We start from the raw sequence: 13,806 nt of genomic DNA, 5'->3' as shown, positions 1-13,806 counted from the left end.
ACAAGTGAAAAGAGGAGCTGCGGCCACCGTCGCCGTCGCCGCAGCCGTCGCCCTCGCAGCGGGTATGACCAGCCCCGCGTCGGCGAAGCCCGGGCACGGCGTCCCGGCGGCTGCCTCCTCGCTCACCGCCAAGCACCACGTCACCCTGATCACCGGCGACCGGGTCGCCCTCGACGCCAAGGGCCGCGTCGTCGGCCTGCAGCGGGCCAAGGGACGCGAGCACATACCGTTCCAGGTCCGAAAGACCGCCGGGCACACGCTGGTCGTCCCGGCCGACGCTGCCCGACTGGTCGCCACCGGCAAGCTGGACCAGCGCCTCTTCGACGTCACCGAACTCAACAAGGCGGCCACCCGCAGGGCCCAGAAGAACGGCCTGAAGGTCATCGTCGGCTACAGCGGCGCCGCCGCGGCCACGAAGGCCGACGTCCGGGACGCGGGCCTGCTGCGCCGCAGCCTCAAGGCGCTGAACGCCGACGCCGTGCAGACCCCGGCCAAGGACACGACCCGGCTGTGGGACGCCGTCACCAACGGCGACCAGGCCGCCTCCGGCATCGCGCACGTCTGGCTCGACGGCGTCCGCAAGGCCGCCCTCGACAAGTCCGTGCCGCAGATCGGCGCCCCGGTCGCCTGGGCCGCCGGCTACACCGGCAAGGGCGTGAAGGTCGCCGTCCTGGACACCGGCGTGGACGCCACCCACCCGGACCTGAAGGACCAGGTGATCGCGGCCAAGAACTTCACCTCCGCCGCCGACGCCACCGACCACTTCGGCCACGGCACGCACGTCGCCTCCATCGTGGCGGGCACCGGCGCCAAGTCGGGCGGCAAGTACAAGGGCGTCGCACCGGACGCCAAGATCCTCAACGGCAAGGTGCTCGACGACACCGGCTCCGGCGACGACTCCGGCATCCTCGCCGGCATGGAGTGGGCGGCCGCCCAGGGCGCCTCCGTCATCAACCTGAGCCTCGGCGGGTACGACACGCCCGAGGTCGACCCGCTCGAGGCCGAGGTCAACAAGCTCTCCGCCGAGAAGGGCGTGCTGTTCGCGATCGCCGCGGGCAACGACGGCCCCCAGTCGATCGGTTCGCCGGGCAGCGCGGACGCCGCGCTCACCGTCGGCGCCGTCGACAAGAAGGACAAGCTGGCGGACTTCTCCTCCACCGGCCCGCGCGTCGGCGACGGCGCCATCAAGCCGGACGTCACCGCGCCCGGCGTCGACATCACCGCCGCCGCGGCCAAGGGCAGCGTCATCGACCAGGAGGTCGGCGAGAAGCCCGAGGGCTACCTGACCATCTCCGGCACCTCGATGGCCACCCCGCACGTCGCGGGCGCCGCCGCGATCCTGAAGCAGGAGCACCCCGACTGGGGCTACGCCGAGCTGAAGGGCGCGCTCACCGGCTCCGCCAAGGGCGGCAAGTACACGCCGTTCCAGCAGGGTTCGGGCCGCATCGCGGTCGACAAGGCCATCAAGCAGTCCGTGGTCGCCGAGCCGGTCTCGCTCAGCTTCGGCACCCAGCAGTGGCCGCACACGGACGACAAGCCGGTCACCAAGAAGCTGACGTACCGCAACCTCGGCGACAAGGACGTCACGCTCGCCCTGTCCAGCACCGCCACCGACCCCAAGGGCCAGGCGGCTCCGGCGGGCTTCTTCACGCTCGGCGCGACCTCGGTGACCGTCCCGGCGCACGGCACGGCCTCCGTCGACCTCACCGTCGACACCAAGCTGGGCGGCACCCTCGACGGCGCCTACTCCTCCTACGTGACCGCGACCGGCGACGGGCAGACCGTCCGCACGGCCGCCGCGGTGCAGCGCGAGGTGGAGTCGTACGACGTCACGCTCAAGTTCATCGGCCGCGACGGCAAGCCGGCCCCGTACTACGACGCCGACCTGACCGGCGTGGCCGGTCTGGCCAACGGCCAGTGGATGAACCCGTACGACAAGTCGGGCACGGTGAAGGTGCGCGCGCCGAAGGGCACGTACATCCTCAACACCTCGGTCTCGGTGAACCCGAACGACGCCGCCAAGGGCATCGACTGGATCGCCCAGCCGAAGCTGACCGTCGCCAAGAAGCAGACGATCACGATCGACGCGCGCAAGGCCAAGCCGGTGGACATCACCGTCCCGGCCTCGCACACCAGGTCCGAGTTCGCCTCCCCGGGCTTCGACGTGACGATCGGCGACGGCGAGTACGGCTACGGCTGGTTCCTGGAGTCGTACAAGAACTTCCGCACCGCCCACCTCGGCCCGGAGCTGCCGTCCGGCACGCTGACCCAGCAGTGGGACGGCCACTGGTCCAAGGGCGCGACCGAGGAGTACGACGTCACCTCCGGCGGCCCGGTGAAGAAGCTCGCCACCGGCTACACCAAGCACTACAAGGCGAGCGAGCTGGCCACGGTCAAGGCCCGGCTCGGTGCCGCCGCGAGCGGCAAGAAGGGCTCCGTCAGCGCGGCCGGCTGGCTGCCCGGCGCCTCCGGCTCCTCGTCCATCGGCATCCCGCAGAAGCTGCCCGGCACCCGCACCCTGCACCTGTCCGCCACCGGCGGCGTGAAGTGGGAGCTGGACTTCGAGCAGGACGGCGGGGTCGACCAGGACGGCTTCCCGATCGCGGAGGCGGGCTACAGCGCCGGCAACCTGTCCTTCAAGGCCGGCAAGTCCTACACGAAGACCTTCAACACCGCGGTCTTCGGCCCGCACCTGAACGCCGACTACGGCGTATTCCGGGACGGCAACGACATCTACGGATTCCTGCCGCTGTTCGCCGACGGCGCCAAGCACGCGGGCTCGTCGCTGTTCTCCAAGGTCACCACGACCCTGTACCGCGACGGCACCAAGGTCGGCTCCAACGACGACCCGCTGTTCGGCGAGGCCTTCAAGGTCCCGGCCGGTGACGCCGCCTACAGGCTGACCACCTCGGTCCGGCGGTCGGCCACGGTCTCCAAGGCCTCCTCCCGGATCGACGCGAGCTGGACCTTCCGCTCCAAGAAGCCGTCGGGCGGCACCGCCACGCTCCCCGTGTCGGCCCTGCACTTCGGCGCCACGACCGGGCTGGACAGCCGCGTCGAGGCGGGCAGGAAGACGACCTTCCCGGTCACCGTCGAGGGCGCGGCGGCGGGCCGCAACCTGAAGTCCCTCGCGGTGTACGTCTCCTACGACGGCAAGACCTTCAAGAAGGTCACCGTCCGCAGCGGCAAGATCACCGTGAAGAACCCGGCGAAGAACAAGTCCCTGTCGTTCCGTGCCAAGATCACCGACAAGAAGGGCAACACGTCGACGATCACGATCTACGACGCCTACTTCGGCAAGTGAGCCGGTAGCCGCACGTAGTCACGGAGGAGGGCACCCGGAGAACGGTCTCCGGGTGCCCTTCGCGTGCGCGGGGCCGCCGGATCAGGCCGTCGGCACCGCCCGTGTCGCGTCCGTGCCCCAGCTGGCCAGCAGGCGGAGGGACTCGGCGGACGGGGAGCCCGGCTCCGCGTGGTAGGTCACCAGGGCCTGGTCGGTGTCACCCGTGACCCGGAAGCCCTCGAAGTTCAGGGACAGGTCGCCGACCAGCGGGTGGTGCAGGCGCTTGACGCCGTGGTTCTGCTCCTTGACGTCGTGCGTGGCCCACAGCCGGCGGAACTCCTCGCTCTTGACGGAGAGCTCACCGACGAGGGCGGACAGCCGCGGATCGTCCGGGTGGCAGCCCGCGTCCATGCGCAGCCCGCAGACGATGTCGATCGCCTTCTGCTCCCAGTCGACGAACAGGTCGCGGTACTCGGGCCGCAGGAAGACCAGCCGCGCCCAGTTGCGCTCGGCCGCCGGCAGCACCGACCAGTCGCCGAAGACCGCGGCCGCCATCCGGTTCCAGGCGAGGATCTCCGAGCGCCGGCCCACGACGTACGCCGGCACCGCGTCCATCGCGTCCAGCAGCTGCCGCAGCGTCGCCCGCACGTGCTGCTGCCGGGCCACCGGCTTCTTCTTGTGCGCCTTCGGCTTCGCCAGGTGGGTCAGGTGGGCGTGCTCCGCGTCGGTCAGCCGCAGCGCCCGGGCGATGGAGCCCAGCACCTCCGCCGAGACGTTCCGCCCGTTGCCCTGCTCCAGGCGCGTGTAGTACGCCACCGACACCCCGGCCAGCTGCGCCAGCTCCTCGCGGCGCAGCCCCGGCACCCGGCGGTGCCGCCCGAAGTCGGGCAGGCCCACGTCCTCCGGCTTCAGCCGGGCCCGCCGGCTGCGCAGGAACTCGCTCAGCTCGGCCCGCCGGTCCAGGGGCCGGCCGGCCGTCACCGCGGCATCGGGCTGTTCGTCCATGCGTCCAGTATCCGTGGTCGTACGCACCGGAACCTGACCCCGCCAGTGGTACGCACGGTGGGCGTACGCAAAGGCGTGCACTGGGTGGCGGACGGGGCATGCGCAAAGGTGGAACGCGTACCCGGACGAAAGGCAGCCGGGCACACCACCCCCCGCTAGGAGAACCCTCGGCATGACCACTGTTGCTGCGTACGCCGCGCCTGCCCCGAAGGCCCCGCTGGAGCGGACCACCATCGAGCGGCGCGCGGTCGGTGAATTCGACGTCCTGATCGACATCAAGTTCGCCGGTATCTGCCACTCCGACATCCACCAGGCCCAGGACGGCTGGCGCCCCGGCACCTTCCCGATGGTGCCCGGCCACGAGATCGCGGGCGTCGTCTCCGAGGTCGGCTCCGGTGTCACCCGGTTCGCCCTCGGCGACCGCGTCGGCGTCGGGTGCATGGTGGACTCCTGCCGCGAATGCGACAACTGCCGGGCCGGTCTGGAGCAGTACTGCCTGAACGGCGGCCCCACCTGGACCTACAACGACACCGGCAAGGACGGCGAGCCGACCTACGGCGGCTACTCCGAGAAGATAGTCGTCGACGAGAACTACGTCGTCCGCATCCCCGACGGGCTCGCGCTGGACGTGGCCGCGCCGCTGCTGTGCGCGGGCATCACCACGTACTCCCCGCTCAAGCACTGGAACACCGGCCCCGGCAAGCGGGTCGCCGTCGTCGGCCTCGGCGGCCTCGGCCACATGGGCGTCAAGATCGCGCACGCGCTGGGCGCCGAGGTCACCGTCCTGTCGCAGTCCCTGCGCAAGAAGGACGACGGCCTGCGGCTCGGCGCCGACCACTACTACGCCACCGGCGACCCGGAGACCTTCGAGAAGCTGGCGGGCACCTTCGACCTCATCCTGAACACCGTCTCGGCCCCGCTCGACTTCGCCGCCTACCTGTCGCTGCTGCGCACGGACGGCGCCATGGTGAACGTCGGCCTCCCCGAGGAGCCGGTGCAGATCGTCCTTCAGTCGCTGTTCGGCAACCGCCGCAGCCTGAGCAGCTCCGGCATCGGCGGCATCGCCGAGACCCAGGAGATGCTGGACTTCTGCGCCGAGCACGGGCTGGGCGCGGAGATCGAGGTGATCCGCGCCGACCAGGTCAACGAGGCGTACGACCGCGTCCAGGCCAGCGACGTCCGCTACCGCTTCGTCATCGACACGGCCACCATCTGACCGGCCACCACCCGAGCGGCGACCGCCCGCCGGCCCACCGGGCCGGCGGGCGGCCGCCTGTCTCGCCCGCTTCAGGCGAGGTCGAACGACTCCCCGGCGCGGTAGGACCGCACGGCCACACCCCCGCCGTCGTTTCCGCCGGGCCGTACGACGTGCACCCGCCCGCGCCCGGCCACCCGGCCCCCGCCGTCGCGGACCTCCACCACGGTGTTCTCGTCGACGGCGACACCGCAGGGCGCCCGGCCCTGCTCCACCGCCGCCACCAGACGCGCCAGGGTGCCCCACTGCGCGGCGTGCACGTCCACCGCGAACGGCACGAGCCCCAGGCCCGGCCGCACCTCGATCTCCTCCAGGTCCTCCGCGGTGTCCTCGGAGCACACCGGCACCCCGTCCAGCAGCCACCCGCCGACCACGGCCCGCCGCGCGGCGACGGCGGCACCCGCGGAGAAGCCCGCGTACGGCACCCCGCGGCCGGCCAGCAGCCCCGCCAGCCGGTCCACGCACCCGGCGAACGCCTCCTGGTAGGCGGGCGTCAGCCCGCCGCACACCAGCAGCCCGTCCAGCCCCTCCAGCGCGGCCTCCGGCTCGAACCGTCCGCCCAGCGGCACCAGCAGCGCCACCGGCGCGCACTCCACCCCGGACTTCCGCAGCGCCTCCGCGTACCGCTCGAACTGCGCCGGCCCGTCACCCTCGTCGACGATCACACACCCGACCCGCGGCACACCCCCGCTCCGTCCGCGCGCCACCCGCAGAAACGGCTCGTACACCTCCGGGGCGTCCCACCCGCCCCCCACCAGGAACGTACGACTGCTCATCCGGTTTCCATCCCTCCCCTTGGGCGCGCGAGACGCGCGAGGGGTGAATCTACGGGCAGGGGGCGGGCACCGTCGCGCCGATTACCCGGCGGACGGACGCGCCCCGCCTCCCGCCGTCCGGTGAGCGGCTCAGCCGGGCAGGGTCGCCGGGCTGCCTCCGTTGGCCTCGTAGCCGGCCACCGCCAGGGCGCGGTAGAGGGCGAAGTCGGCGGCCGGGTCGTCGGACAGCGACCAGGGCAGCGCCCCGACGTGGCCGTCGACGTGTATCAGCTGGTCCATGGCCTCGGCCCAGCGCTCGGCGCGGACCAGGAAGAAGACCAGGAGGTGGCGGACGTGGGCGAGCACCGGGTCGTCCGGGGCCGCCGCGTGCACCGCGTGCAGCGCGCCGTGCATCGCCCTGGTGACGACCTCGCTGCGGTAGAAGCCGCGGACCAGGTTCACCTCGGGCAGGTGCTCGAAGACCGCGAACAGCGGCAGCGCGGCGAGCAGCGAGCCCTCGGGGGCGCGGGCCGCGGCCGCCTCGGCGAAGGCGTACGCCTGCTCGCGTGAGCCGTGCCACTTCTCGCACCAGTAGTGCAGCGCGGCCAGATGGGCCCCCATGTGGTGGGGCGCCCGGTCCAGGACGTTCATCCACAGCTTCTCGAACTCCGGCTGCGAACAGGCCAGACCCCGCGCGGCGGACAGCTCCACGATGTACGGCACCGGGTCGCCGGGGGCCAGCAGCGCCGCCTCCCCGCAGGCCCGCCGGGCCTCCTCCATGATGATCCGGAACTCGTCCGTGCCCGGCGTCGACGTCCGCCAGGCCTGCTGAACCAGGAACTCGGCGTGCACGGCCGCGGCCCCCGCGTCCTTGGGACGCTCGGCCCGCCACACCCGCAGCCACTGCGCGCCCGGCGTCTCGTGCACCCCGCCCGGCCGCTGCCCCAGCTCCAGCGCCGCCGCCCCGGCGAACGCCTGCACACGCTGCCAGCGCACCTCGCCCTCGGCCTCCGTGCCGGCCAGCAGCTGGGCGGCCGCCCGGTAGTCCTGGGTGCGCTGCACCAGGTCCAGGACGTCCAGCAGGTCCTGGTCGGGTCCGGGCATGCGCACGTCCAGCTCCTCCTGGCGCACGAACCCGTACGCCGCGGGGTCGGCCGCGTCCGGGTGGCCCGGCGGGACCAGCCCGACCGCGCCCCGCCTGCGCCGCAGGACCGGGACCAGCACCATGCTCAGCATTACCAGCGCCATGAGCAGCCAGAGAATCGCCATGCACCAAGCGAACCAGACACCGCCGACAGTTGGCCAACCTCGCCGCCCGGCCTGTGGAAAACCTCCGCCTGGCCGCGCCGGGAACCGCCCGCGAGCCCGCCGGACGCCACCTGGCGGCCGGGCGCACTACGCTCGGTGCACATGAGCGACAGGCACATCAGTCAGCACTTCGAGACCCTCGCGATCCACGCGGGCAACACCGCGGATCCCCTCACCGGCGCGGTCGTCCCGCCGATCTACCAGGTCTCGACCTACAAGCAGGACGGCGTCGGCGGCCTGCGCGGCGGCTACGAGTACAGCCGCAGCGCCAACCCGACCCGGACTGCCCTGGAGGAGAACCTCGCCGCACTGGAGGGCGGACGCCGCGGCCTGGCGTTCGCGTCCGGCCTCGCGGCCGAGGACACCCTCCTGCGCACGCTGCTCACCCCCGGCGACCACGTCGTGATCCCGAACGACGCCTACGGCGGCACCTTCCGGCTGTTCGCCAAGGTCGCCACCCGGTGGGGCGTGGAGTGGTCCGTCGCCGACACCAGCGACCCGGCCGCCGTACGGGCCGCGATCACCCCGCGGACCAAGGCGGTCTGGGTGGAGACCCCCTCCAACCCGCTGCTCGGCATCACCGACATCGCCGCCGTCGCCCAGGTCGCCCACGACGCGGGCGCCCGGCTCGTCGTCGACAACACCTTCGCCACGCCCTACCTCCAGCAGCCGCTGTCGCTCGGGGCGGACGTCGTCGTGCACTCCCTGACCAAGTACATGGGCGGTCACTCGGACGTCGTCGGCGGCGCGCTGATCGTCTCCGACCAGACGCTGGGCGAGGAGCTGGCCTACCACCAGAACGCGATGGGCGCCGTCGCCGGCCCCTTCGACTCCTGGCTGGTGCTGCGCGGCACCAAGACCCTCGCGGTGCGCATGGACCGGCACAGCGAGAACGCCACGAAGATCGCCGACATGCTCAGCCGGCACCCGCGCGTGACCGGCGTGCTCTACCCGGGGCTGCCCGAGCACCCCGGCCACGAGGTCGCCGCCAAGCAGATGAGGGCGTTCGGCGGCATGGTGTCCTTCCGGGTCGAGGGCGGCGAGGAGGCCGCCGTCGAGGTGTGCAACCGCGCCCGGGTCTTCACCCTCGGCGAGTCCCTGGGCGGCGTGGAGTCCCTCATCGAGCACCCCGGCCGGATGACGCACGCCTCGGCGGCCGGCTCCGCCCTCGAGGTGCCCGCCGACCTGGTGCGCCTGTCCGTCGGCATCGAGAACGTCGACGACCTGCTGGAGGACCTGCAGCAGGCCCTGGGCGCCAAGTAGCGCCCGTCACCAGCCGGTGACCGGTGGAGTCGTCTGCGACGGCGGCTCCACCCACGGGTGCGCGCCGGCCGCCCACACGCCGAACGCCACCACGGCGGCGCACAGCAGCAGCCACAGCACGCGGTGCACCAGCCGCCGCCGGCGCAGCAGGCGGTCGCCGCGGCGGACGGCCTCGCCCCACAGCTCCGGTGGCACCGGAGGCTGTGTCCGCTCCAGGATCCGCCGCACGGCGGCCTCCCGCTGCGGCCGGTTCACCGGCGCCTCCCGTCCGGCCGCCGCCTCACGACGGGACCGCCTTCGCGCCGGCCGCGCCCGGGACCGGCGTCCGGGTCGGGTGCAGCACGGTGGCCGCCGCCCGGTCGCAGATGCTGTGCACCCGCTCCACGGGCAGGCCGAGCAGGGCCGCCGTCTGCTCCTCGGCGACACCCTCGTACATCCGCAGCACCAGGATCAGCCGCTCCCGCGGGGCCAGCTCGGCCAGCGGGCTGCGCGGATGCGGGCGGCTCTGGGCGAAACCGCCGTAGTGGTGCCAGGCCTCGCGCGCGAAGCGCGTGGCGAGGTACTGGCGGGCGCAGTCGTAGGGGTCCTCGCCGTGCAGCCGGTCCCAGCGGGCGTAGGTGTGGGCGAGCGCCGGGGTCAGCAGGCGCCGCGCGCGCGGGTTGTCGTCCGGCGCCTCCGCCGTGAGCAGCGTGGCGGCATGCAGCAGCCGCCCTGCCGCGCCCGCGACGAACGCCTCGAACTCCCGGGCCCGGCGGGCTTCGCGGGATGCCTGCCGATCACGCACCGCACCTCCCCCTGCGGTGGTCCTGTCCGGTACGCGACGGCTGCGTCGCGCACCACGCAGGACCCGGTCTCATATGAGGCCAGCGGCGGCCTCCGGGTCAAGACCCGGGACCCCACCCGTGCGGCGCGGGCCTCAGCCGGCGGGCTGCTGGTCCGCCGCCGGTGCCCCCGGGACCGACATCCGCGCGGAGAGCGCGCCGTTGAAGCGCGTCAGCAGCGCGCAGAACTGCTCGCGCTCCTTCGGCGCCCAGTCGTGGGTCAGCTCGGCCATCAGCTGACGCCGGGAGGAGCGCACCTCCTCCAGCCGCGCGGCACCGCGCGGGGACAGCTGCAGCACCACGGCCCGCCCGTCCTCCGGGTGCGAGGTGCGCTTGACCAGCCCGGTGTCGACCAGGGGAGCCACCTGCCGGGTGACCGTGGAGGAGTCGATCCCCATGCTCGCGGCGAGCGCCTTGACGCCCATCGGGCCTTCCATGTCGAGGCGGTTCAGCAGCAGGTAGGCGGCGCGGTCCATGGAGTTGCGCACCTGCCCGACGCCGCCGAGCCGGGTCTGTTCGGCACGGCGGGCGAACACCGCCACCTCGTGCTGCAGGACGTCGAGGAGACCGGTGTCGTCACCGACGGTCGTCATGTCCATCGACATTTCAGGTGTTGTGGGCATGGCCGGAGGCTCGCTTCATGAAGGGCTGCTGGTTGGGGGACAGGGTACGCGGCCCGGGGTCTGGCCGTACCGGCGCTGCGCAATCCCGTCTTGGAGGTTGGTCACACCCGTCGTACGCGACCGTGAACTGCGAGACTTGCGTCATGAGCTACCGCACGGCTGACTCCTTGCGCTCCGTCACCCTCGACGATGTGCGCGGAGCCCAGAAGATGCTCTCGGGCGTGGCCCGGGTGACCGCGATGGAGGGCAGCCGGCACCTGTCCCAGCTGAGCGGCGCACCGGTGCTGCTGAAGTGCGAGAACCTGCAGCGCACGGGTTCGTTCAAGCTGCGTGGCGCGTACGTCCGGATCGCCGGGCTGCTGCCGGAGGAGCGGGCCGCCGGGGTGGTGGCCGCGAGCGCCGGCAACCACGCGCAGGGCGTGGCGCTGGCCTCCGCGCTGCTCGGGGTGCACGCGACGGTGTTCATGCCGAAGGGCGCACCGCTGCCGAAGATCAGCGCGACCCGGGACTACGGCGCCGAGGTGCGCCTGCACGGCCAGGTGGTCGACGAGACGCTGGCCGCCGCGCAGGAGTACGCGGCCCGGACCGGCGCGGTGTTCATCCACCCCTTCGACCACCCGGACGTCATCGCCGGTCAGGGCACGGTCGGCCTGGAGATCCTGGAGCAGTGCCCCGAGGTGCGCACGATCGTCGTCGGCATCGGCGGCGGCGGGCTCGCGGCCGGCATCGCGGTGGCGGTGAAGGCGCTGCGGCCGGAGGTCCGCGTCGTCGGCGTGCAGGCGGAGGGCGCGGCGGCCTACCCGCCCTCGCTCGCCGCCGGGCACCCGGTGACGGTGGAGAACCCGGCGACCATGGCCGACGGCATCAAGGTGGGACGGCCCGGCGTCGTGCCGTTCGAGATCGTCGACGCCCTGGTGGACGAGGTGCGCACGGTCAGCGAGAGCCAGCTGTCGGCCGCGCTGCTGCTGTGCCTGGAGCGGGCCAAGCTGGTCGTGGAACCGGCCGGGGCGAGCCCGGTCGCCGCCCTGCTCGGCGATCCCGGCGCCTTCCCCGGGCCGGTCGTCGCGGTGCTGTCCGGCGGCAACGTCGACCCGGTGCTGCTGCAGCGGGTGCTGCGGCACGGCATGGCCGCGCAGGGCCGCTACCTGGCCGTGCGGCTGCGGCTGACCGACCGGCCGGGCGCGCTCGCCACGCTCCTCGGCGTGCTGTCCGTGGTCGACGCCAACGTCCTCGACGTGAGCCACGTACGGACCGACCCCCGGCTCGGGCTCACGGAGGCCGAGGTGGAGCTGCACCTGGAGACGAAGGGGCCGGTGCACTGCGTCGAGGTCGGCCAGGCCCTGCGCGAGGCGGGCTACACGGTCATCGACTGAGGCCGCCGGCCGGGAGGGAAGACCCCTGCCGCAACCTTGTCACCCGGATCGGTGAAACCCGTTGAGAGACGCGATACATCGCGTTATGGTGTGTCGTGCGGGCGCCGGAAAACCACGGGCGGAATCCGGCGGGCCTGCCTAGCCTTTTGCCTTTCCGACACATCCCCAACGACGTGGAGACCCCTATGCCAGGCGCCATCTATGCCGAAGGCCTGGTGAAGACCTTCGGCGACGTAAGGGCGTTGGACGGCGTCGACCTCGATGTCCCCGAGGGCACCGTCCTCGGCCTGCTCGGGCCGAACGGCGCCGGCAAGACGACGACGGTCCGCTGCCTGACCACCCTCCTGCGACCCGACAGCGGCCGGGCGGTCGTCGCGGGCGTGGACGTGCTCGAGCACCCCGACACCGTGCGCCGCTCCATCGGCCTGTCCGGCCAGTTCGCGGCGGTCGACGAGTACCTGACCGGCCGGGAGAACCTCCAGATGGTCGGGCAGCTCTACCAGATGAGGGCCAAGGCGGCCAAGCGGCGCGCGACCGAACTGCTCGAGCAGTTCCACCTCGCCGACGCCGCCGACCGCCCCGCCAAGACCTACTCCGGCGGCATGCGCCGCCGGCTCGACCTCGCCGCCGCTCTCGTGGTCTCGCCGCCCGTCATGTTCATGGACGAACCGACCACCGGCCTCGACCCGCGCAACCGCCAGCAGCTGTGGGAGGTCATCAAGCAGCTCGTGTCCGGTGGCACCACCCTGCTGCTCACCACGCAGTACCTGGAGGAGGCCGACCACCTCGCCCACGAGATCGCGGTCGTCGACCACGGCCGCGTCATCGCCAAGGGCACCTCCGACCAGCTCAAGGCCCGCACCGGCGGCGAGCGCGTCGAGGTCGTCGTGCACGAGCGCGACCACATCCGGGACGCCGCCGAGGTGCTGCGCGGCTTCGGCAAGGGCGAGACCACGGTCGAGGAGCACACCCGCAAGCTCACCGTCCCCGTCACCGGCGGCGCCAAGCTGCTCGCCGAGGTCATCCGGGAGCTGGATTCCCGGGGCATCGAGATGGACGACATCGGACTGCGCCGCCCCACCCTCGACGACGTCTTCCTGTCCCTGACCGGACACGCCGCCGAGACGGAGACCGGCGGGCAGGCCGTCCGGAAGAACGGCAAGGAGGCCGTGAAATGAGCGCCGTCAGCGACACCGCACAGGCCGGCACCGCGCAGGCCGCGGCGCCCGGCAATCCCGTCGGCCGCGCCGTGGCCGACTCCCTGGTCATCGCCCGCCGGAACCTGATCCGGATGCGCCGGATCCCGGAGATGCTCATCTTCGGGCTGATCCAGCCGATCATGTTCGTGGTGCTGTTCACCTACGTGTTCGGCGGCTCCATCCAGGTGGGCTCGTCGAGTTCCACGCAGGCCTACCGCGAGTTCCTGATGGCCGGCATCTTCGCCCAGACCGTCACCTTCGCCACGGCGGGCGCGGGCGCGGGCATCGCCGACGACATGCACAAGGGCCTCATCGACCGCTTCCGCTCCCTGCCCATGGCGCGCGGCGCGGTCCTCACCGGGCGCACCCTCGCCGACCTGGTCCAGACGGCGCTGACCCTGCTCGTCCTCGCGGTCGTCGCCGTGCTGGTCGGCTGGCGCACGCACGAGAACGCCGGCAAGGTGCTCGCCGGATTCGCCCTGCTCCTGCTGCTCGGGTACGCGTTCTCGTGGATCGGCGCGCTCATCGGCCTGTCCGTGCGCACCCCCGAAGCGGCGACTTCGGGCGGGCTGATCTGGCTGTTTCCGCTGACGTTCATCTCGAACGCGTTCGTGGACGCGGACAAGATGCCGGCCTTCCTGCAGCACATCGCGGAGTGGAACCCCTTCAGCGCCACCGTGCAGGCGTGCCGCGAGCTGTTCGGCAACCTCCCCCCGGGCTTCCAGGCGTCCGACGCCTGGCCCATGCAGCACCCCGTGTGGGCCTCGCTGATCTGGTCGGTCGCGATCATCCTGGTCTTCCGCACCCTCGCGGTCCGCAAGTACCGCTCGGCCACGGCGTGACGGCGTGACGCGGTGACGGCATGACGAAGCCCCCGGTGTCCGCGTGGATCACGCGGACACCGGGGGCTTCGAAGGGGAC

At 72.5% G+C, this 13,806-nt stretch carries 12 protein-coding genes; 6 read left to right on the top strand and 6 right to left on the bottom strand.

What is annotated here, in order from left to right:
* The first annotated feature begins 64 nt into the window (after positions 1 to 64).
* Positions 65 to 3,304: a S8 family peptidase gene (locus tag AQJ66_RS12735; RefSeq protein ID WP_061920319.1), complete on the top strand. Its 3,240-nt coding sequence runs from the start codon at positions 65 to 67 to the stop codon at positions 3,302 to 3,304.
* 81 nt (positions 3,305 to 3,385) lie between these two features.
* Here AQJ66_RS12735 and AQJ66_RS12730 read toward each other — a convergent pair whose 3' ends face one another.
* Complete coding sequence (locus AQJ66_RS12730; RefSeq protein ID WP_061920317.1) at positions 3,386 to 4,288, bottom strand: helix-turn-helix domain-containing protein; 903 nt, start codon at positions 4,286 to 4,288, stop codon at positions 3,386 to 3,388.
* Positions 4,289 to 4,460: 172 nt separating this feature from the next.
* Between AQJ66_RS12730 and AQJ66_RS12725 the strand changes: the two genes are divergently transcribed.
* The gene (locus AQJ66_RS12725; protein WP_061920315.1) at positions 4,461 to 5,504 is read left to right on the top strand and encodes an NAD(P)-dependent alcohol dehydrogenase; all 1,044 of its coding nucleotides are present in this window, start codon (positions 4,461 to 4,463) and stop codon (positions 5,502 to 5,504) included.
* 71 nt (positions 5,505 to 5,575) lie between these two features.
* Here AQJ66_RS12725 and AQJ66_RS12720 read toward each other — a convergent pair whose 3' ends face one another.
* Positions 5,576 to 6,319, bottom strand: coding sequence for a type 1 glutamine amidotransferase family protein (locus tag AQJ66_RS12720; RefSeq protein ID WP_061920314.1), 744 nt, complete (start codon positions 6,317 to 6,319; stop codon positions 5,576 to 5,578).
* A 129-nt stretch (positions 6,320 to 6,448) separates the two neighbouring features.
* On the bottom strand, positions 6,449 to 7,567 hold the full coding sequence (locus AQJ66_RS12715) for a hypothetical protein (protein WP_061920312.1): 1,119 nt from the start codon (positions 7,565 to 7,567) through the stop codon (positions 6,449 to 6,451).
* Between the two features lie 141 nt (positions 7,568 to 7,708).
* Between AQJ66_RS12715 and AQJ66_RS12710 the strand changes: the two genes are divergently transcribed.
* On the top strand, positions 7,709 to 8,869 hold the full coding sequence (locus tag AQJ66_RS12710) for a cystathionine gamma-synthase (protein WP_061920871.1): 1,161 nt from the start codon (positions 7,709 to 7,711) through the stop codon (positions 8,867 to 8,869).
* Positions 8,870 to 8,875: 6 nt separating this feature from the next.
* Here the strand turns inward: AQJ66_RS12710 and AQJ66_RS12705 are convergent, their stop codons facing one another.
* The 3 genes from AQJ66_RS12705 to AQJ66_RS12695 all read right to left on the bottom strand — a co-directional run bounded on the left by AQJ66_RS12705 (position 8,876) and on the right by AQJ66_RS12695 (position 10,295).
* Positions 8,876 to 9,124: a hypothetical protein gene (locus tag AQJ66_RS12705; RefSeq protein ID WP_061920310.1), complete on the bottom strand. Its 249-nt coding sequence runs from the start codon at positions 9,122 to 9,124 to the stop codon at positions 8,876 to 8,878.
* 25 nt (positions 9,125 to 9,149) lie between these two features.
* Positions 9,150 to 9,653 (bottom strand): sigma factor-like helix-turn-helix DNA-binding protein, encoded by a 504-nt coding sequence (locus AQJ66_RS12700; RefSeq protein WP_061920308.1) that lies wholly within the window; start codon positions 9,651 to 9,653, stop codon positions 9,150 to 9,152.
* A gap of 132 nt (positions 9,654 to 9,785) precedes the next feature.
* Positions 9,786 to 10,295 (bottom strand): MarR family winged helix-turn-helix transcriptional regulator, encoded by a 510-nt coding sequence (locus tag AQJ66_RS12695; protein WP_208611362.1) that lies wholly within the window; start codon positions 10,293 to 10,295, stop codon positions 9,786 to 9,788.
* A 161-nt stretch (positions 10,296 to 10,456) separates the two neighbouring features.
* Here AQJ66_RS12695 and ilvA point away from each other — a divergent pair, with 161 nt between their 5' ends.
* The 3 genes from ilvA to AQJ66_RS12680 all read left to right on the top strand — a co-directional run bounded on the left by ilvA (position 10,457) and on the right by AQJ66_RS12680 (position 13,727).
* Positions 10,457 to 11,686 (top strand): threonine ammonia-lyase, encoded by a 1,230-nt coding sequence (gene ilvA / locus AQJ66_RS12690; RefSeq protein WP_061920305.1) that lies wholly within the window; start codon positions 10,457 to 10,459, stop codon positions 11,684 to 11,686.
* Between the two features lie 185 nt (positions 11,687 to 11,871).
* A complete protein-coding gene (locus tag AQJ66_RS12685) occupies positions 11,872 to 12,864 on the top strand; it encodes an ATP-binding cassette domain-containing protein (RefSeq protein ID WP_061920303.1) in 993 nt (330 codons plus the stop codon).
* Positions 12,861 to 13,727 (top strand): ABC transporter permease, encoded by an 867-nt coding sequence (locus tag AQJ66_RS12680; protein ID WP_061920301.1) that lies wholly within the window; start codon positions 12,861 to 12,863, stop codon positions 13,725 to 13,727. The genes AQJ66_RS12685 and AQJ66_RS12680 overlap by 4 nt, the downstream gene beginning before the upstream one ends.
* Positions 13,728 to 13,806: the final 79 nt, after the last annotated feature.

Source organism: Streptomyces bungoensis, from assembly GCF_001514215.1.
Classification (GTDB): Bacteria; Actinomycetota; Actinomycetes; order Streptomycetales; family Streptomycetaceae; genus Streptomyces; species Streptomyces bungoensis.
This window is presented reverse-complemented; position numbering and strand designations above follow the sequence as displayed.

Coding starts and splice junctions, on each gene's coding strand:
- AQJ66_RS12735 (WP_061920319.1), top strand. CDS start 65: ATGACCAGCCCCGCGTCGGCGAAGCCCGGGCACGGCGTCCCGGCGGCT.
- AQJ66_RS12730 (WP_061920317.1), bottom strand. CDS start 4,288: ATGGACGAACAGCCCGATGCCGCGGTGACGGCCGGCCGGCCCCTGGAC.
- AQJ66_RS12725 (WP_061920315.1), top strand. CDS start 4,461: ATGACCACTGTTGCTGCGTACGCCGCGCCTGCCCCGAAGGCCCCGCTG.
- AQJ66_RS12720 (WP_061920314.1), bottom strand. CDS start 6,319: ATGAGCAGTCGTACGTTCCTGGTGGGGGGCGGGTGGGACGCCCCGGAG.
- AQJ66_RS12715 (WP_061920312.1), bottom strand. CDS start 7,567: ATGGCGATTCTCTGGCTGCTCATGGCGCTGGTAATGCTGAGCATGGTG.
- AQJ66_RS12710 (WP_061920871.1), top strand. CDS start 7,709: ATGAGCGACAGGCACATCAGTCAGCACTTCGAGACCCTCGCGATCCAC.
- AQJ66_RS12695 (WP_208611362.1), bottom strand. CDS start 10,295: ATGTCGATGGACATGACGACCGTCGGTGACGACACCGGTCTCCTCGAC.
- ilvA (WP_061920305.1), top strand. CDS start 10,457: ATGAGCTACCGCACGGCTGACTCCTTGCGCTCCGTCACCCTCGACGAT.
- AQJ66_RS12685 (WP_061920303.1), top strand. CDS start 11,872: ATGCCAGGCGCCATCTATGCCGAAGGCCTGGTGAAGACCTTCGGCGAC.
- AQJ66_RS12680 (WP_061920301.1), top strand. CDS start 12,861: ATGAGCGCCGTCAGCGACACCGCACAGGCCGGCACCGCGCAGGCCGCG.